This is a genomic window from Hanstruepera ponticola (genome assembly GCF_002940745.1).
GTDB classification, from domain to species: Bacteria; Bacteroidota; Bacteroidia; order Flavobacteriales; family Flavobacteriaceae; genus Hanstruepera; species Hanstruepera ponticola.
Map to the genome: position 1 here is coordinate 13,659 of NZ_POTB01000002.1, position 18,873 is coordinate 32,531.

Consider the following 18,873-nt stretch of genomic DNA (forward strand, 5'->3'; position numbering starts at 1 on the left):
AAAAATGTCAAATAAATCATTTAAATATAAAGTTTCACCATTAACAGTTAGGAAGGCTAACCAAAGCCTTATTAAAAATGGTATTTCTGATAAAGTTAGAAATAGTTTTAATGGAGATATTGTTGTGCATTATAGTATCAAAAATGGAATAAAAGTTAAAACCTTTACCAATAAGGATATTAAAAACGCATATGAAAAAGCTCTAAGTTTATATGCCGAAAGAGTTTAATCATATTTATGAAAAACTTGTCTCTGACAAAAATGATATTGTAGGACATATTGCTTATTCTATCTACAAGCAAGATAAAATAGATTACATTAAATCAAAAAAGAAAGACGAGACTGCTGTTAAGAATAAGACGCTAAAGGCTTTTCACGAAATTTCCTCATCAGAATCTTCAATCGAATCTTATAAAATAAAAGCGGAATTAGTTTTACAAGCATTTTTCGAAAACACACTTGAAGAAATGTCTACCGACATTGAAAAACAAGCTGTAGAAAATCAAACTCAAATCCTACAAGAAGTACTCATCCCATATAAACCTGATTTCTGGAAAAGAGTACAGTCAGGTTTAGTTAGTGCATTTTTGTTTGCTCTGTTTTTAGCACTAATTGCCTTTATTTTACAATTTCAAGATACCGTTTTCGAATTCAACGTCAAGAAAACTAATGATATTGAATCAAACACTGGTAAAACAGATTTACCAACTGAAAAAAATACTGAAATCATTAAGCCAACTGAATAAAGCACTATGCACAACAACGTGTATAATTCATTGCTAATTATAGTCTACTTACGAAAGTCCTCGCGGACTTTCTATCTGTGGTTTATTTGCTAATTTAGTTGCTGAAACACGCAACGAAATCATACACAAACACGTTGTAAGAAATACCAAAAACCCACGAATTTGAATGAACAAAACAATATTTGAAATTACCAAAATGGACTGTCCATCGGAGGAAAATTTAATCCGAATGAAATTGGACGGAATTTCAAGTATTGCTAATTTGGACTTTGACATTCCGAATCGAAAATTGACCGTTTTTCACAACGGAGAAATTGACCAAATCGAAATGTCCGTTATCGAACTGAATTTAGGCGGAAAGAAAATCTCAACGGAACAAACAGACCAAACGGAATTTAAAGAAAACGAAAGTCAAAAAAAGCTACTTTGGGCTGTACTTGCGATAAATTTCGCGTTTTTCATAATAGAAATGACAACAGGAATTATCTCAAAATCAATGGGATTGATTGCCGACAGTTTAGATATGCTTGCGGACAGTTTTGTTTACGGAATTAGCTTGTTTGCGGTTGGCGGAACAATAATAAAGAAAAAACGGATTGCCAAACTTGCTGGATATTTTCAAATAACACTTGCGATTATTGGATTTGTAGAAGTTTTAAGAAGATTCTTCGGAGACGAGAAATTTCCTGATTTTTCGACAATGATTATTGTTTCGATTTTTGCACTTATCGCAAACGGAATTTGTCTTTACATTTTGCAAAAGTCAAAGAGTAAAGAAGAGGCACATATGAAAGCAAGTATGATTTTCACCTCGAATGATGTGATTATCAATTTGGGAGTAATAATTGCTGGAATTTTGGTAAATTGGTTGAGTTCGAGTAAACCTGATTTGATTATTGGAACGATCGTTTTTGCATTGGTAATTCAAGGAGCATTTCGAATACTAAAATTGAGCAAGTAAGCAAAATAGCACTACTTACAACAACGTGTGTAATTAATTGCTTTGGTCGTTTCTTATTTGGAAAATTCCTTCGGAATTTTATCGCGTTCGTTTTTGTTTACTAAATTACGTGCTAAACCACGCAACGAAATCATAGCCAAAACCGTTGGCAAACATTTAAGGAAATTGAGTACGAAAGAAAAAAAACAAAGAGGTTACGGAATTATTGAACCGCCAATTTATGAGGAATTGAATTGGGATATGGAATTAATTATGTCGTGTCTCGAATTTATCCGAACTAAATTGCCTGAACTATTTTCGGAATTCCCTCAAGGTGTGAAATATGAACTAATACCTTTAGAAAATCCATTTGGAGAAGCATATCCTGTAATTGGACTTTACTCTGACAATCCAAAAGATTTGGAGAAATTACCTGAATTTTTAGACCTTGATGAACAAGTTGGAATCTGGCTGAACGAAATCGGAATTGAAAGTATTAAAAAGGAATCGAAAAAAATAAAAACTATGAATTGGGAAACTCTGAAAAACAGAAAACCTGAATAAAAACGTTTTGCCAATACAATATATAAAAAATGCTGGTTTGGCTAAACCAAAGTTAGTTGCTCGTTTGCTTGCATCTGATTTTCCTTCGGAAAATCCTCGCACACAAACACGCTATTTTCCATATACATAAACGTTACCCAACATTTGACAATACAACAATGAGAAGGAAAAGACTACAACATAATGCTGATATTTTTTGTGATATGTTCGCCGGTTGCAAAATAGTGAATGATATGAAATCTTTGGTTGAATTGAAAAATGGAATTATTGAATTTGATTTCCTAAATAGAACTCAAAAACTCAACAATGCTGAATCGAAAACTGACTTTAATATGTTTCACGAAATTTCGGAATGGTTCGCTGAAGATTTAAAAAAGCACAATATCGAAAAGGAATTAATTAAAGAAGCTAAAGTAAAGGCGGAATTTAAAGTTGAATTTACTACAAGAAAAAAGAATTCTCGAACGAAAGGAATTACTGAACTATATCTGAATTTAAACTCTTGGATATTAACAGACGAAAAAGAATATAAATCGGAAAAGGAACAGACACAAGAATTTCACCATATTGTACGGAAAGAAAAAAACGTCGGGTAACGAAGTACTGTGGTAAAAACAAGTAAAACACATTAATTTTTCACTAAAGTGCTTCTATAAGTTTCATCATATACTAGTCCTGATATAGCATCCCGAGCTTTTCATTAAATATTCTAGACTTCTTATTAGCCTCTACAAAGTTTTGATTAAGAATTACAATTGCGTGATTGCGTGGTACACCTGCGTTATTAAGCGTTCACGTTCAGTTTTTAACCATTCCAGTTGCGTGATTGGTCGTTCCCCAAGCGTTATTGGTCATTCCCTATGAGTGATTGGTCGTTCCCCAAGCGTTATTGGTCATTCCCTATGAGTGATTGGTCGTTCCCCGAGCGTGATTGGTCATTCCCCGAGCGTGATTGGTCATTCCCCGAGTGTGATTAGTCGTTCCCCAAGAGTTATTGTTCGTTCCAACAGTCATCAAGACGTTATTGCGAACATAGTGAAGCAATCTCATAGTCCATAAGTAAACAAATAGATTACTTCGGTCGTACCTCCCTCGTAATGACGATCAACCAATAACCAAATTGACAAATCAACACGTTTCCCGACCTTTAGCGTCGAGAATCATCGGTCATCTGTCATCAATCGTCAATCGTCAATCGTCAATAAAAACAAACCCAAACAACTATCACAAGCTATTTGGGTCTTTATAAATAGTAATTCGTTTGTATCTAATCTAACTTCGGTAATACAAAGTCATCCAAAGCACTTTTTTCTTTCATTAAGGCTTCAATTTCATCAGACTTGCGTGGTGCTTCGGCTGATAAGTTTACAGGACCTTTATCAGTAATTAAAATATCATCTTCAATACGTACAGCAATGCCCCACCATTTTTCATCACAAGGACTTCCGTCTGGAATATAAATACCAGGCTCAACCGTAATAACCATATTAGCTTGTAAATCACCATAATCGCCTGGATCATGAACGTCTAACCCTAAATAATGTGAAGTTCCATGAGGGAAATATTGGCGTGCTTCATCTACTGTTTTAACAATGCCTAATCTTACTAAACCTTCATTAACCACTTTTCTACTAGCTGCATCAACAGACCTAAATGGTGCACCAACTGTAGAAGCCGCAATACCTGCCTCTTGGGCATCATAAACAATATCGTAAACAGCTTTTTGCTCTGGTGTGAATTTACCATTTGCTGGTATAGTTCGGGTAACATCGGCTGTATAGCCATGATATTCAGCACCTAAATCCATTAAGACCAAATCGTTTTCCAATTTCATTTTCGTGTTTTCTATGTAGTGCAATACACAACCATTGTTTCCTGCTCCAACAATACTTGGATAACCTTCATACTCACTACCATATTTTTTGTAAACATACTCATGTATACCTTGTACTTCGGTTTCAGACATACCAGGATGCATAGCTTTCATAATCTCGCGTTGCCCCATTGCCGAAATTCGCACAGCTTTATTCAGTAAAACCATTTCTTCTTCTGTCTTCAACTGGCGTAAACTTGCCATAATAGTTGATAATGATTTTGTATCTAAATTACTTTTTGGTGCTTCCAATTCAATTTTAATAACCTGTTGCTTCAACTCAATACGGGTTTTATCATCAGTAGCGTTTACATAACCAGCAATAACCTCATCGTTTTCCAAATCTGGAAACTGCTCAAAAGCCCTGCTAATCATCTGTGCTACATTAGCACTATTTTCTACCTCTGTAGCTTTTATCATCTCATAAACACGCTTTTTTATGGGATCTTCATCAACAGATTCGTCAAAATTTACTTGAGTTTTAAACGATTCTACTAAACTGTATAAATCGGCTTTATCACGTTTAGAATCACGATAATCATTATTAAAATTATTAAACATGACTTTGTTAAACGCGCTATAATCTATTCCAGAGTTCGCAAATTCAGACCCATTGTAGGCCACATCAAAACCCAATTGATTTTTAGCACCTTCTATTCCTAAGCGTCTTCCTGTCCACTGCTCTGCTTGCGCATTTCGTTCCTGTACATATAAAATTTCATTATAGGTATTACCCTTGTCATCGGTTTGATTGTCTTTAAAAACCACCAATACAGCATGAGGTTCTTTATAACCTGTTAAGTAGTAGAAATTAGGATCTTGATGATACACATAATCCACATCGTTAGCGCGATTTCTCACGGGATTGGCAAAAAATACAGCAACACTGTTATCAGCCATTTTAGCCCGCAAAGCAGCACGTCTTTCTTTGTGGAAATCAGCACTCAAATAATCGGTTGGCAAACCATCTTGTGCAAAAATGGTCATTGAAAAGAAAAGTGAGCAAAGAATAAATAATTTTAGTTTCATTATGAATTAGTTTTAAGAGCCCTAAAATAATTTTTAATTGTGAAAAGCACCATATAAATAAAAAAAATTAACAAAGTTTTAATTGCAGAATATCAACCCAATCCTAAAATAAAACAGATAATTTTCAATACTTTTGCGAGTAAATTAATGACAAATAAATCGCATTTCGTAACAACGGAATCAAAACCTATTTTTTGATGAAAAATACCGCTTTAACTGAAACACACATAGCACTTGGTGCAAAAATGGTTCCTTTTGCAGGATACAATATGCCAGTACAATATGAAGGCGTAAATATAGAACACGAAACTGTACGTAATGCTGTTGGTGTGTTTGATGTATCACATATGGGTGAATTTTTAATAGAAGGCCCTCATGCTTTAGAACTTATTCAAAAAGTGACGAGTAATGATGCTTCAAAATTAACAGTCGGCAAAGCACAGTATAGCTGCTTGCCAAATGACAATGGTGGTATTATTGATGATTTAATAGTTTATCGTGTCAAGGAAGAAACCTATTTATTGGTTGTTAACGCTAGTAATATTGAAAAAGATTGGAATTGGATTAGCTCTAAAAATGATGTTGGGGCTACTATGCGTGATTTAAGTGAGGACTATTCCCTCTTGGCAATTCAAGGTCCTAAAGCTATTGAAGCCATGCAAAGTTTGACCAGTCATGACTTATCAGAAATAAAATTCTACAATTTTATAGTTGGCGACTTTGCAGGTATTGAGCATGTTATAATTTCTGCAACTGGTTATACAGGTAGTGGCGGATTTGAAATTTATTGTAAAAACAGTGAAGTAAAGCAAATATGGGATAAGGTATTTGAAGCTGGTGCAGATTTTGGTATTAAGCCCATTGGTCTGGCTGCTCGTGATACTTTACGTTTAGAAATGGGCTATTGCCTTTATGGAAATGACATTAACGATTCTACATCACCCATTGAAGCTGGATTAGGTTGGATAACCAAATTCACTAAAGCGTTTACTAATTCTGAAGCTTTAGAAGATGAAAAACGTCGCGGACCAAGCAGAAAATTAGTAGCCTTTGAATTGGACGAAAGAGGTATTCCTCGTCAAGGTTATGACATTGTAGATGGTCAAGGTAAAAAAATTGGTGAAGTGACTTCTGGTACGATGTCTCCATCTTTAGGAAAAGGTATTGGTTTAGGGTATGTTCCAACAATATTCTCTGATATTGATAGCAAAATACATATACAAATTCGTAAAAATGCTGTCCCTGCCACTGTAGTCAAATTACCTTTTTATAAAGGGTAGTATCATGATTGATTACCACAACATTTTAGAACGTATAAATCAAACCGTCTCAAAGGAAAAAGACAAAGGTAAAATAGCCAGTTATATTCCGGAATTAGCCAATGTTGATATTAATAATTTTGGTGTTCATTTGCATTTGGTTTCAGGTAAAGAATATGCCATTGGCAATTCTGAACAAAAATTTTCAATTCAAAGTATCTCAAAAGTATTTTCACTCGCTTTAGCTATGTCTCATATTGACACAGCAATTTGGGAACGCCTAGATGTTGAACCATCTGGTAATCCCTTTAATCATTTGTCACTTTTAGAATTAGAAAATGGCATCCCTAGGAATCCATTTATAAATTCTGGTGCTATAGTCATTGCAGATATTTTGGTTTCAAAATTAAAAAATCCCAAGTCAGACTTTTTAGATTATGTTCGCGAGATTACTGGTGATAACAGCATTGATTACAACTACAAAGTAGCACAATCAGAAAAAGAAACAGGGTATACAAACTATGCAGCTGCTAATCTTCTTAAATCTTTTAACAACTTAAATAACGACGTAGATGTTGTTTTAGATTTTTATTTTCATCAATGCTCATTGGAAATGTCTTGTTCACAACTCACTAAAGCCTTCTATCTTTTCGCAAACCAAGGCGAATGTTTAGCACGTAAAAGCAGACTCACAAAAAGTCAAGCAAAGCGTATTAATGCCATTATGCTTACCTGTGGATTTTATGATGAGGCTGGCGAATTTGCCTTTGAAGTTGGATTACCTGGCAAAAGTGGAGTTGGTGGAGGAATTGTTGCTTTACTGCCCAATGAGTTTGTAATATCCGTATGGTCTCCAGGATTAAATGAGCGTGGCAACTCCAAACTAGGTATGCAAGCCCTTGAACAATTTACCACACTAGCCAATCAGTCTATTTTTTAATTCGTTTATTATTAATATGTAAGTGAAGAAAGTAGAAAATAAACATACCATATTAATTCTTGGCGCCAGTGGTTTTATTGGGTATGCGATTTACAAGGAACTCTGTGGATACTTTCGGACTTTCGGCACGTATAGAACGCCTAAAAAAGAGTTTAAAAAAAACCATCATTTCTTTCATTATAATGTTGAAGAAGATGATGTTTTTGAAATCTTGAACATTGTAAAACCAACGATAATAATTTCTACATTACGGGGAGACTTTTCTGCTCAAGTTATTGCTCATACGCACATAGTAGATTACATGAAATCACATAAGTGTAAAATGTTATTCTTATCATCTGCCAATGTATTTGATGGTTACAGTAAGTATCCGAGTTATGAAAATGATAAAACATACAGTAATAGTGTTTATGGGCATTTCAAAATAAAAATTGAAAACATGCTTATGCGTTTACCCAAAAAACAAGTAGCCATTTTAAGACTACCTATGGTATTGGGAAAACATGCTCCAAGAGTTGAAGAAATAAAGTTACTGTTGAAAGAAAAAGAGCCTATTGAAGTATTTCCTAATTTAATTATGAATGTAACTTCAGATCTCAAAGTCACACAGCAAATTCATTATATAATAAATCGTAACAAATCTGGTATTTATCATTTAGGGAGTCAGGATTTAGTTCATCATGAATCTTTTATAGAAGAAATCATTGCGTCTTTAGGGGCTAAAAATGCCATTATAAAACGTGTATACACCACTAATGATGATAGGTATCTGGCCGTACTACCCAAAGAACATTTACTCCCGAAACACTTGCAATTGCAGAGTAAGGATGTTTTAAAAGAATTGCTACAATAAATTTAGTTTTACCAAGTATTTCACTACTTTTAGTTATTAAACCTATTCCCATGAAAAAACTAAATCCCCAAGACATTGAAAAAAAGTTACTGCGTTTCCCAGATTGGGAGTATTTTGATGGTGCACTTCATGCAGAGTTTGAATTTGATAATTTCAAAGACTGTTTTAGTGCCATGAGTCGGATTGCTTTTGAATGTGAAGCGCAAAACCATCACCCAGAATGGACTAACGTATATAACATATTGTCCATTTCATTGTCAACACATGATGCCAGCGGAGTTACAGATAAGGATTTTAGACTAGCTGAAGCCATCGAAATGATTGTTGAAGTTCAGGATTAAAAGATTTTTTTATAGCATGGCATTTTTATTAAATTTGTCATTCAACTTTTAAAACATACTATATGGGAAGAGCTTTTGAATTCCGTAAAGCACGAAAAATGAAACGTTGGTCTGCTATGAGTAAGGCCTTCACTAGAATTGGAAAGGATATTGTAATGGCAGTTAAAGAAGGTGGTCCTGATCCCGATAGTAATTCTAGATTACGTGCCGTGATTCAAAATGCCAAAGCTGTAAATATGCCCAAAGATAATATTGAACGTGCTATAAAACGCGCGAGTGATAAAAATCAAGGGGACTATAAAGAAGTGATTTTTGAAGGTTATGCGCCTCACGGTATTGCTGTATTAGTTGAAACTGCAACTGATAATAATACCAGAACTGTGGCCAATGTTAGAAGTTACTTTAATAAATGTGATGGCAGTTTGGGAACATCAGGTTCTGTTGTATTTATGTTTGATCATACTTGTAATTTTAAAATAAAAGGTGAGGAACTTGATTTAGAAGAACTAGAATTAGAACTTATAGATTTTGGTGTTGAAGAAATCTTTGAAGATACCGATGAGGATGCTGATGGAAATGAAATTAATAGTGTTATGATTTATGCACCTTTTGAAAGTTTTGGAAAAATACAATCCTATTTAGAAGAAAATAATATTGAAATTTTATCTTCTGGATTTGAGCGTATCCCTCAAGTCACTAAACCTTTAAATACTGAACAGGTAGCAGATGTTGAAAAACTTTTAGAAAAATTAGAAGAAGATGATGACGTTCAAAACGTTTACCACACCATGGAAGAAAGCACTGAATAAAAATTTACACATAATTTAACCTAAAAATCCTAAACTTCTCGTTTAGGATTTTTATTTTTATAAGTAACAAAACGTCTATAAAAACGTTTGATAAGTAAAAACATATGACTAATCAGTATACTCCTCGCCTACTATTTTTATTTGCTATGATAATTTTTAATTATTATGGCCTTGCCCAAACTGTAAAAGGAAAAATCCAAAATCAAAAAAATGAAGCTATTCCTTTTGCCACCATTCAAATAGGTGAAGATTATGGTGTTATATCAAACGATGAGGGTAATTTTTCAATCGTAACTTCTGGTTTTAAGGCGTCTGATTCTGTGACTATATCCTGTCTTGGTTATGAAAAACTAGGCATGCAGTTACAAGAATTTTCTTCCCAAAATTATACGCTTAATGAACGCGTTAATGAACTTTCCGAAGTTTATATTACTGACCGAAATTTGGGTGTTGATTCAATTATGCACTATGTTAATGCAAATTTGAAAAAGAACTACAAAATAGACTTGCAAGCAATGAAGTTTTTTGGAAGACGAACTGAATATATAGTTGGAAAAACTGCTGATTTTGAAATTGAAAAATCATCAAATTTTAAAAAGAAACAACTAGAAGCTTTTAATCAGGATTTTGATGCTTTGGAAACATCCCTATTGAACAATAAATCAAAACAATATACCGATGTGGTTTCTACACTGTATATCTTGGATGAAAATAAAGCTAAATTAAACGTTGAAAAAGCCGTTAAACTTCTTGATGAAAAAAATGACCAATCATTGGAAAAAGTTGCCGAGAAAGGAAATGATATTGTTTTAAAACATCTGGACAAAAATAGTGTTTATACTGTAAAATCAGGATTGTTTAAAATATCAGATTCTGTTTCGCTTGATAATAGAGAGGATAAAATGGGAGATAGTATAAGTTCGGTTAAAAATGTTAGAAATGCCACCTTTGGAATCATTAAAAACAACAGCCTAATATCAAACGAGCCTGATTTAGATTTTGTAAGCGAAACAAGAAAATATCGTTACGAACTAGAAGATTTGACTCTTCTAAATAATGAAATTGTATATATCGTGAATTTTGAACCCAGAAGAAGCTCTGCAAAATACACAGGTACCATGTATATTTCCAACGAAACCTTTGCTGTTATAAGGGCTGATTATAAGTTTTATGAAAATAGAATTGGTGAAAAATTCAATCTGCGTTTGCTTTTAGGAATAAAGTATGTAGAAAAAAATAGAGCAGGATCAGTAGCTTACAAAAAGCATAATGACACCCATTACTATCCTTACTATATAAGTGAACAAGTTGACAGATATTTTTATGTAAACCGTCCCATAAAGTTTATTGACAACGCCAACGGAGATAAAGTAGCCTTTAATTTCAAAATAGAAGGTACTTTTAAAGAACGTTCCGAAATACTTATGCTAGAGATACAAGAAATCACTAGCGCTGATTATAATAATGCTGTAGAGTCTAAAAGCATAGACTACGAAAATATCAAAACATATGATCCCTCAATTTGGTCTGATTACAATGTACTTGAACCACTGAAAGAAATGAAAGAATTTAAAGTCACTGACTAAAATGAAAAAGCTACTTTAGAATAAGTAGCTTTTTTATTGGTAAATGTTTCTTTTTAGGGACTTAATCGTTTACTTTATGTTTCATTTACACATTAAAATATTTTCAAAATTCATGCCAAAAATCAAGAGTATTCAGGGATTTTACCTTTAACACCCTTGAAGAAATTTTTCATGAAAGTAAAATCGGCTTCAATATCATCCGTAGGATAAAAGGGTTCAGATATTCTGTTTTGTTTATTTTGAAAATCCAATGTAAACATAATGATGGGCACATTTGCAGCTTTCGCAATGTAATAAAAACCTGTTCGCCATTCACTAACTTTTTTTCTGGTACCTTCTGGCGCTAAAGCTAATCTAAATTCTTCACGTTCTTCAAATAATTTGGCAATTGCTTCCACCTTATTTTGATTAGAACTTCTGTCTATAGGTGCACCTCCAATAGCTTTTAAATACCATCCAAAAGGACCAATAAACAGTTCTTTTTTTCCGATAAAATTTGACTTGACACCAATAACCTTTCGTAAAAGAACGCCAATATAGAAATCATGCCAACTGGTATGCGGAACGGCTATTAATACGGCTTTTTTTACTGTGTCTTTAGACATGTTGGTATTACCCACAACTTTCCAGCCCAATACTTTAAAATAGATGAATTTGGCCAGCCAACGCATATTACATTTTTTGATAAAGATCTTTTAATTTTTGGGGTGTAATAACTTTTTTCCAGTTTTTACCTATAGCATTCTCCCACAGTGGCTCTAATCCCATGGCAACATTTATCATAGTGTTGAACTCATCATCGCTCAAATTATCACATAACCCTTTTGGAATTTCAATGTTGTTTTTGGCTTTCATTTTCTTAAACAAGGCTACACCTTCTGGATAAAATTCTTCCAAATGATCAAATACAATACAATTTCCAATACCATGTTTTGTTCCTAAAACATATCCTAAACCATAACTCATAGCATGTGCTACACCTACTTGAGAATATGCAATACTCATACCTCCATGCCAAGATGCCATCATGAGTTTATCCTGCGCCTCTTCAGGAGTTAAATTGTTGTCTAAAAACAGTTCATTACACAATTCATAGGCTTTTTCACCATAGCTTTTACTAAAAGCATTTAAAAAGGTTCCATTTAAGGATTCTATACAATGAATAAAGCAATCCATCCCTGTATAAAACCACTGCTGTTTTGGTACATCTTTGGTAAGTTCAGGATCTAAAATAACCTGATCAAAAGGCGTATAATCTGAATTTATACCTAATTTTTTGTCTGGACCAGTTAAAACGGTTGTTCTAGAAACTTCGGCTCCTGTTCCCGATATTGTTGGGATACCAACGTGATAAACTGCTGGATTTTTCACCAAGTCCCAACCTTGATAGTTTTTGGATTCACCATCATTGGTAAGCATAATTGAAACAGCTTTTGCCAAATCCATAATAGTTCCACCACCAATACCTACAATTCCAGAAGGTCTTTCTTTGCTGGTTAAAATAATATCTTCAACCAATTTATCAACTTGAGAGGTTTTGGGTTCCTCATTGGCAGATATATATAAAAGCTTATCCTCATAGGCTAGAGGAATTCTTGAAGTTAACCACGAATTACCTTTAAAAACATCATCCACTAAAAATATAAAAGGTGCTTTTACACTCAACCTTTTAGGAGAAATAATTTCATCTAATTGATTAAAACTGCCGCGTCCAAAAACGACTCTGGACACCATTGGATAATTTTTATAACTCATGTAATTCGTTCTGTAACAAAAATATTATTTTTTAATTTATAAGCGGTAAAATATCTAATAAACTCCCTACGGTTTTATATTTCAGTCCATTTGTCTCACTTTCATGCACTTCTTCATGAAGCCATGTAGTATGAAATGGTACATGAATAGCGTGAGCTTTTATGTTAATTAATGGTAAAACATCTGATTTTAGCGAATTACCTATCATTAAAAATTCAGATGGTTTTATATCTAAATGATTTAACAATTTAGAATAATTAACTTCTTTTTTATCACTCAACACCTCAATATGATGAAAATAATCAAGCAATCCAGATTTTTCAAGCTTTCGTTCCTGATCCAATAAGTCGCCTTTTGTTGCTAGTATTAAACGGTATTTTTGTGATAGATTTTTTAAAACTTGCTCAACACCTTCTAACAACTCTACAGGTTTATTAATCATATCCTTACCAATGTCCAAAATCTCCTTAATTACGTGATTGGATACTTTACCATTTGAAAGCTCAAGTGCCATTTCGACCATAGAAAGAACAAATCCTTTCACACCATAACCATATAATGGTAAATTTTTCATCTCCATTTTAAAAAGCTCTTGATCTATTTTATTTAAGGTTTCGTATTTAGATAATAGTTTACCAAAAGCCTCTTCAGCATCTCTAAAATATGTTTCATTGACCCAAAGTGTATCATCGGCATCAAATCCAATTACCTTTATACCACTATAATCTATTTCCATAGTTTTTTTGCACGTTCCAAATCTTCAGGCGTGTCAATTTCAACACCTTGAACATCCGTTTCAACCATCTTTATTTTTTTACTATACTCCAAATAGCGAATGCATTCTATTTTTTCCGATGCTTCGAGTTCTAGCATAGGTAATCTATAAAAATCTAATAACGCTTCTCTTCTAAAGGCATATACCCCTTTGTGTTTAAAATATTTAGTATTTACAGTTTCATCACGAGGAAACGGAATAGGACTTCGGGAAAAATAAAGCGCAAAATTATTTTTATCTGTAATAACCTTCACAGTATTGGGATTACTGATTTCTTCCCAATCAGTGATATTTACCATCAAGGAAGCGAGATCTATTTCCTTTGAAGCATCATTTTTAAACACGTCAATAAGCTTTTGCAATGACGTCAATTCGGTAAATGGTTCATCTCCCTGAACATTAACAACAATATCTACATCTGTCATATACTCAACAGCTTCAGCTATTCTATCACTACCACATTCATGTTCCTTAATACTCATCATTGCATTTCCACCATTATTCACTATTTCATTGAAAATGATATCGCTATCTGTAACAACAAAAACCTCATCAAAAAGGTTGGTAGCAACCGTTGCTTCATAAGTTCTTAAAATTACGGTCTTGCCTTCAAGATCTTGCATTAACTTACCAGGAAATCGAGATGCGCTGTAACGCGCAGGAATCATTGAAATAATCTTCATTGGAGTAATTTCGTTTCTAATTCAAAAATACATAATTAATACAACTTCACCTACCTGATTGTATCTTTCTGCAAAATTCAAAATCATAAAAATTATTAATAGTTTCTGAATTCTATTTTGGCTTAATCCATAAAAAACTCATCTTTAAAACCAATTAAATATAATTTCTCTTTAGCTCTTGTAACGGCAGTATATAGCCATCTTAAATAATCCTTATTGACACCTTCAGGAAGATAAGGTTGCTCAACAAAGACTGTATGCCACTGCCCTCCTTGTGATTTATGACATGTAATAGCATAAGAAAACTTAACTTGCAAAGCATTAAAATATTTATTGTTTTTTACGCCTAAAAACTTTTTATAATTACTTTTTTCATCTTGATAATCCTTCATAACTTCTTGGTAGAGTCTATTGGACTCTTCGTAAGGTAATGATGGTGTTTCTGCAGAAATAGTATCTAACAATAAAACGGTTTCAAAAGGTCTCATTTTTGGGTAGTCCACCATGCGAACTTTTACCTCTGCAAAACGAAAACCGTATAAATCTAGAATGTTAAATATTTCGAGAACTTCAATGATATCACCATTAGCAATAAACCCTGCTTCAGTAGTTGGTTTAATCCAAAAGTAATTGTTTTTTACGACCATGAGATAATCGCCACTTGTCAATTCATTTTCATTAAACAGAATACGACTTCTTATTTGCTGATTGTATAAATTTGCTCGTTTGTTGCTTCTAACGATAATTGCTGTTTCTTCATTTCCAAGATCGCTATAGGCTCCATTTATGGCATCCATGATTTCATGACCATCTATTAATCTAACAATATCTGAAAAGTTATTTAGTTGAAACTGAAAATCATCAAAACTATTTCCTGATAAGGTTTCTCTTAAATTGGTAGCATTGAGTAAAATCCCTGACTCCTGCTCTTGTCTTACCACTTCATCCAATTCCATTTTGGTTACATCCTTATTATAATGTAACTCCAAAGTGTTTTCATTCAATGCTGGACTTAAGTCTAATTTTACAGGAGGTAATTGAGCTGTATCACCAATGAGTAGCAGTTTACAATTATGCCCTGAATAAACATATTGCATTAAATCATCTAATAAGGAGCCATTTTCAAACAGTTTAGAATCGCCTGGAGTATCTGGAATCATAGATGATTCATCAACAATAAACAAGGTGTTTTTATGCTTATTGGGTTGAAGGACAAACTTTACTCCACCACTTTTTTCTTTTTTTGGAAAATAAATTTTCTTGTGAATTGTGAAAGCTTCTTTACCTGAATAATTAGATATTACTTTTGCTGCTCTACCAGTAGGTGCCATGAGTACTGCACTTTTTTTCGCTTTCCATAAATTGGTAACAATAGTCCCAACTATGGTTGTCTTACCAGTTCCGGCATACCCTTTTAATAGATATAATCCTTTTTTATTTTTATCAAAAATAAAATTTGATAATTGTTGTAATACAAGGTCTTGCTTTAATGTGGGTTGGAATGGAAATTGTTGTTTAACAAGGGAATAAAATTCGTTTGAATTCATTAAAGCAGATTAAAAATTTTAATTTCATCAAATATAAGAATGATTTTTAGTCGCATTGGCTTTTACGATTAAAAAAAAATTGTAGATTTGCGTATATCCTTAATTAAATTAATTAAACACTATGTTAACAATAATCCTTATAGTTGTAGCAGTTATACTTCTTACTACTGGCTTGGTTTGGCTTGTAGATAAATTTATTCCATCTAAATTCAAACCAGTACTAACTATATTACTTTGGATCTTAATTTTCTTTCTAGGCTACCAAACATTCATGTCAATTTATGAGCCTATTAAATTTAATGAAGTAAAAAACAAACGTTACCTACAAGTTATTGAGAACTTAATTGATATTAGAGATTCACAATTAGCGCACAGACAAGTTACAGGAAAATTTGCTGGAGATTTTGATGGTTTGGTAACATTTATTGATACCGCAAAATATACCATTACACAACGTCGTGACACAACAGTTATTGATAAAGAATTGACCAAACGATATGGTGGTGTTGAAACTGTAAAAGATAGTATCATTATCGATACATTAGGTTTTGTATCAGTTAGAGATTCACTATTTGGTAGCTCTGATAGATATAAAACCATGATGAATGTTCCTACTGCTAAAGAAGGAATTAAGTTCACAATGAAAGCTGGATTTCTTGAAGAAGATGATGTAAGAATACCAGTTTTTGAAGCTTTTGTTAAGAAAGAGGATATTTTATATGACCAAGAAAGAGATTTGATTTTACAAGAAAATGAAGTCATTTCTGTTGATGGTGTAAACGGAGATGCATTGCGTGTAGGATCTATGGATGAAGTTAGCACCTCTGGAAACTGGCCTAAAACCTATGGTGATAGCGAATAATATTTCAGAAAAAGAAAATAATCTAGAACTGTCCATTCAAATTAGTTTGAATGGACTTTCTTTTTGTGTTTTAAACAAAAAACTAAATACCATTACTTTTTTAAAACCGTTCTACCAGAATAAGAAGGTTACACCTATCAAGATACTGGACACTTTAATTAATGCTTTTGAATCTGAAACCGAACTTCAAAAAGAGTTTAAAAACGTTTTAATTATTCATGACAATGAGCTTTCAACGTTTGTACCCAAAAACTTATTTGATAGTAATCTTTTGGCAGATTATTTAAAGTTTAATTCCAAGATATTAAAGTCAGATTTCATAGCTTATGATGAGATCAAAACCAATGAGAGTGTTAATGTTTATGTCCCTTATGTGAATATAAATAACTACATCTATGAAAAGTTTGGAGCGTTTTCATATAAACATATTTCAACCATATTGGTCGAAAAAATTTTAGAAGCCGAAAAATATGCCCAAAACGATAAAGTATATGTGCATGTTGAACATTCTCAATTTAATATTGTTGCTATTTCAAAAGGCAACTTGATACTTTACAATTCTTTTGAATATAACACTAAAGAGGACTTAATTTATTATTTACTCTTTACATTAGAGCAGTTAGGTTTAAATCCTGAATCCATAGACGTCATATTATTGGGTGATATTAAATTAAACGATAATGTTTATGACATTATCTACAAATATATAAGACATGTAAGTTTTGGAACCCGATTTGATGATTACAAATTTAAGAACGAGCCTGCTTCCAATCATTCTAATTTTCCACTAATACATAGTTTCTAATGCGTATTATATCAGGAACATACAAAGGAAGGCGTATTAATGCACCAAAAAAATTACCAGTCAGGCCAACGACTGATATGGCTAAAGAGGCTTTATTCAATATTCTTAATAATTTGTATTACTTTGATGATATTTCAGTGTTAGATTTATTTGCAGGTACGGGAAATATCAGTTATGAATTTGCTTCTAGAGGAACAAATAATATTACAAGTGTTGATGCCGATTATGACTGCATTAAGTTTATAAATAAAACTGCACATGATTTTGAAATGCCAATAAACACCATTAAGAGTGATGTTTTTAAATACCTAGAATCTGCTCAAAATAAAAATACCATTATTTTTGCCGATCCACCATATAATTTCTCATTAGATTTGTTTTCTAAAATTCCAGAGTTAGTATTTAACAATCAACTTTTAGAAGATTCTGGTCTATTAATCATTGAACATTCCAAACACACAAATTTAAGTGAATTTCCAAACTTTAGCTACTCCAAAAGTTATGGTGGCAATGTGTTTAGTTTTTTTGAAGCACCTTAAACCCAAATATTTTTTTCTCTAATTCGTTTTTTTTCAGTAATTTAGATTTCTCTTTATAGCACTCAATAATAAATAGCACATTACGCATCCCCTTTTTATTGAACACAACCGCTACATTGCTATGGTTAGTATTTGACTATTAATCAACAATTTTTCTAACCAAAACCATTAATTATGAAAATTTTTAAAAGAGGAATTATTTTCCACACACTCGTTTTATGTGCACTTTTTAGTGTTTCAGCACAAGATAGCCAACCAACCATGTTTACTGTGCATACAGACAACGTGAAATTTGACAAAATGATGCAGTATGAAGAAGCTGCAAAAGAACTTAAAAGTAATTTTGAAAAACACAACATAAAAGATGTAAGCTGGACAGCGTTAAGTATTGAAGATGGCCGCTATGTCTATGTTACTCCTATTAAAAACATGTCTGAACTAGACAAAAATATGATGGAAGATCTATATAAGAAGATGGGAGAAGATAAAGCTGATGCCCTTTTTGAGAAAATGAATGAGTGCTACGATTCTCACCATGACAATGTTGTTCATTACTTACCTGAAATGTCTTATCATCCTGAAAGCGAAGGCTCAATGGAAGGCAAGAATCATCGTGAATACCATTTTCTTTATTACGCACCAAAAAATGGAAAGGCCATGAAAGAAGGCATGAAAGATATTCAAGCTATGTTTCAAAAAAGAGGCATTAAAAATGGCTATAGCGTTTATCATAGTGGCTTTGGAAGTGATGAAAGCTATTACATGGTGTCCATTTCTGGGAAAGACGGATTGGAAATAGCACAAAATGGTAAACTGAACGATGAAACTTTTACTGAAGAAGATCAAGCTAATTTCTTTAAGGTTATACAATCTACAACACGCTATGATAAAATAGAAGGGCGAGTGAGACCTGATTTAAGTTACCAACCAAAAAACTAAAAATAGATTAAACAAACTAAAACTCTCA

At 32.9% G+C, this 18,873-nt stretch carries 21 protein-coding genes; 15 read left to right on the plus strand and 6 right to left on the minus strand.

The window, feature by feature from the left end; translation table 11 throughout:
• Positions 1–4: 4 nt before the first annotated feature.
• The 5 genes from C1S72_RS11535 (at position 5) to C1S72_RS11555 (ending at position 2,846) form a co-directional block, all read left to right on the plus strand.
• The gene (locus C1S72_RS11535) at positions 5–229 is read left to right on the plus strand and encodes a hypothetical protein (protein WP_104735886.1); all 225 of its coding nucleotides are present in this window, start codon (positions 5–7) and stop codon (positions 227–229) included.
• Positions 213–746 (plus strand): hypothetical protein, encoded by a 534-nt coding sequence (locus C1S72_RS11540; RefSeq protein WP_104735887.1) that lies wholly within the window; start codon positions 213–215, stop codon positions 744–746. The genes C1S72_RS11535 and C1S72_RS11540 overlap by 17 nt, the downstream gene beginning before the upstream one ends.
• A gap of 166 nt (positions 747–912) precedes the next feature.
• On the plus strand, positions 913–1,707 hold the full coding sequence (locus C1S72_RS11545; RefSeq protein WP_104735888.1) for a cation transporter: 795 nt from the start codon (positions 913–915) through the stop codon (positions 1,705–1,707).
• A 165-nt stretch (positions 1,708–1,872) separates the two neighbouring features.
• Positions 1,873–2,250, plus strand: a complete 378-nt coding sequence (locus C1S72_RS11550) for a hypothetical protein (RefSeq protein WP_162919978.1) — start codon at positions 1,873–1,875, stop codon at positions 2,248–2,250.
• Between the two features lie 158 nt (positions 2,251–2,408).
• Positions 2,409–2,846, plus strand: coding sequence for a hypothetical protein (locus C1S72_RS11555; protein ID WP_104735890.1), 438 nt, complete (start codon positions 2,409–2,411; stop codon positions 2,844–2,846).
• Between the two features lie 671 nt (positions 2,847–3,517).
• On the opposite strand, the gene C1S72_RS11560 is transcribed toward C1S72_RS11555, so the two are convergent.
• A complete protein-coding gene (locus C1S72_RS11560) occupies positions 3,518–5,152 on the minus strand; it encodes an aminopeptidase P N-terminal domain-containing protein (protein WP_104735891.1) in 1,635 nt (544 codons plus the stop codon).
• A gap of 197 nt (positions 5,153–5,349) precedes the next feature.
• Between C1S72_RS11560 and gcvT the strand changes: the two genes are divergently transcribed.
• The 6 genes from gcvT (at position 5,350) to C1S72_RS11590 (ending at position 10,940) form a co-directional block, all read left to right on the plus strand.
• Positions 5,350–6,432: a glycine cleavage system aminomethyltransferase GcvT gene (gcvT, locus tag C1S72_RS11565; RefSeq protein ID WP_104735892.1), complete on the plus strand. Its 1,083-nt coding sequence runs from the start codon at positions 5,350–5,352 to the stop codon at positions 6,430–6,432.
• A 4-nt stretch (positions 6,433–6,436) separates the two neighbouring features.
• Positions 6,437–7,351, plus strand: a complete 915-nt coding sequence (locus C1S72_RS11570) for a glutaminase (RefSeq protein ID WP_104735893.1) — start codon at positions 6,437–6,439, stop codon at positions 7,349–7,351.
• A gap of 22 nt (positions 7,352–7,373) precedes the next feature.
• A complete protein-coding gene (locus C1S72_RS11575; RefSeq protein ID WP_104735894.1) occupies positions 7,374–8,204 on the plus strand; it encodes a sugar nucleotide-binding protein in 831 nt (276 codons plus the stop codon).
• Positions 8,205–8,254: 50 nt separating this feature from the next.
• A complete protein-coding gene (locus tag C1S72_RS11580) occupies positions 8,255–8,545 on the plus strand; it encodes a 4a-hydroxytetrahydrobiopterin dehydratase (protein ID WP_104735895.1) in 291 nt (96 codons plus the stop codon).
• Between the two features lie 62 nt (positions 8,546–8,607).
• Positions 8,608–9,354 carry a YebC/PmpR family DNA-binding transcriptional regulator gene (locus C1S72_RS11585; RefSeq protein ID WP_104735896.1) on the plus strand — a complete coding sequence of 249 codons (747 nt, stop codon included), beginning with the start codon at positions 8,608–8,610 and terminating at the stop codon, positions 9,352–9,354.
• 146 nt (positions 9,355–9,500) lie between these two features.
• On the plus strand, positions 9,501–10,940 hold the full coding sequence (locus tag C1S72_RS11590; protein ID WP_104735897.1) for a carboxypeptidase-like regulatory domain-containing protein: 1,440 nt from the start codon (positions 9,501–9,503) through the stop codon (positions 10,938–10,940).
• A 122-nt stretch (positions 10,941–11,062) separates the two neighbouring features.
• On the opposite strand, the gene C1S72_RS11595 is transcribed toward C1S72_RS11590, so the two are convergent.
• The 5 genes from C1S72_RS11595 to C1S72_RS11615 form a co-directional block, all read right to left on the minus strand.
• On the minus strand, positions 11,063–11,611 hold the full coding sequence (locus tag C1S72_RS11595) for a 1-acyl-sn-glycerol-3-phosphate acyltransferase (RefSeq protein WP_104735898.1): 549 nt from the start codon (positions 11,609–11,611) through the stop codon (positions 11,063–11,065).
• 1 nt (position 11,612) lies between these two features.
• A complete protein-coding gene (locus C1S72_RS11600; RefSeq protein WP_230401639.1) occupies positions 11,613–12,695 on the minus strand; it encodes an iron-containing alcohol dehydrogenase family protein in 1,083 nt (360 codons plus the stop codon).
• Positions 12,696–12,726: 31 nt separating this feature from the next.
• On the minus strand, positions 12,727–13,431 hold the full coding sequence (locus tag C1S72_RS11605) for an HAD family hydrolase (RefSeq protein WP_104735899.1): 705 nt from the start codon (positions 13,429–13,431) through the stop codon (positions 12,727–12,729).
• Positions 13,422–14,153, minus strand: a complete 732-nt coding sequence (gene kdsB, locus C1S72_RS11610) for a 3-deoxy-manno-octulosonate cytidylyltransferase (protein ID WP_104735900.1) — start codon at positions 14,151–14,153, stop codon at positions 13,422–13,424. Before kdsB ends, C1S72_RS11605 begins: the two co-directional genes overlap by 10 nt.
• Positions 14,154–14,275: 122 nt before the next feature.
• Positions 14,276–15,700 (minus strand): ATP-dependent DNA helicase, encoded by a 1,425-nt coding sequence (locus C1S72_RS11615; protein ID WP_104735901.1) that lies wholly within the window; start codon positions 15,698–15,700, stop codon positions 14,276–14,278.
• A 121-nt stretch (positions 15,701–15,821) separates the two neighbouring features.
• On the opposite strand from C1S72_RS11615, the gene C1S72_RS11620 reads away from it, so the two are divergent.
• From C1S72_RS11620 to C1S72_RS11635, 4 genes are all read left to right on the plus strand, one after another.
• Positions 15,822–16,562 (plus strand): hypothetical protein, encoded by a 741-nt coding sequence (locus C1S72_RS11620; protein ID WP_205527094.1) that lies wholly within the window; start codon positions 15,822–15,824, stop codon positions 16,560–16,562.
• Positions 16,510–17,367, plus strand: a complete 858-nt coding sequence (locus C1S72_RS11625; protein WP_230401640.1) for a DUF3822 family protein — start codon at positions 16,510–16,512, stop codon at positions 17,365–17,367. The genes C1S72_RS11620 and C1S72_RS11625 overlap by 53 nt, the downstream gene beginning before the upstream one ends.
• Entirely contained in the window at positions 17,367–17,906 is a 540-nt protein-coding gene (locus tag C1S72_RS11630; RefSeq protein ID WP_104735903.1) for an RsmD family RNA methyltransferase, read from the plus strand. The genes C1S72_RS11625 and C1S72_RS11630 overlap by 1 nt, the downstream gene beginning before the upstream one ends.
• Before the next feature lie 174 nt (positions 17,907–18,080).
• Positions 18,081–18,845: a hypothetical protein gene (locus C1S72_RS11635; RefSeq protein WP_162919979.1), complete on the plus strand. Its 765-nt coding sequence runs from the start codon at positions 18,081–18,083 to the stop codon at positions 18,843–18,845.
• Positions 18,846–18,873 lie beyond the last annotated feature (28 nt).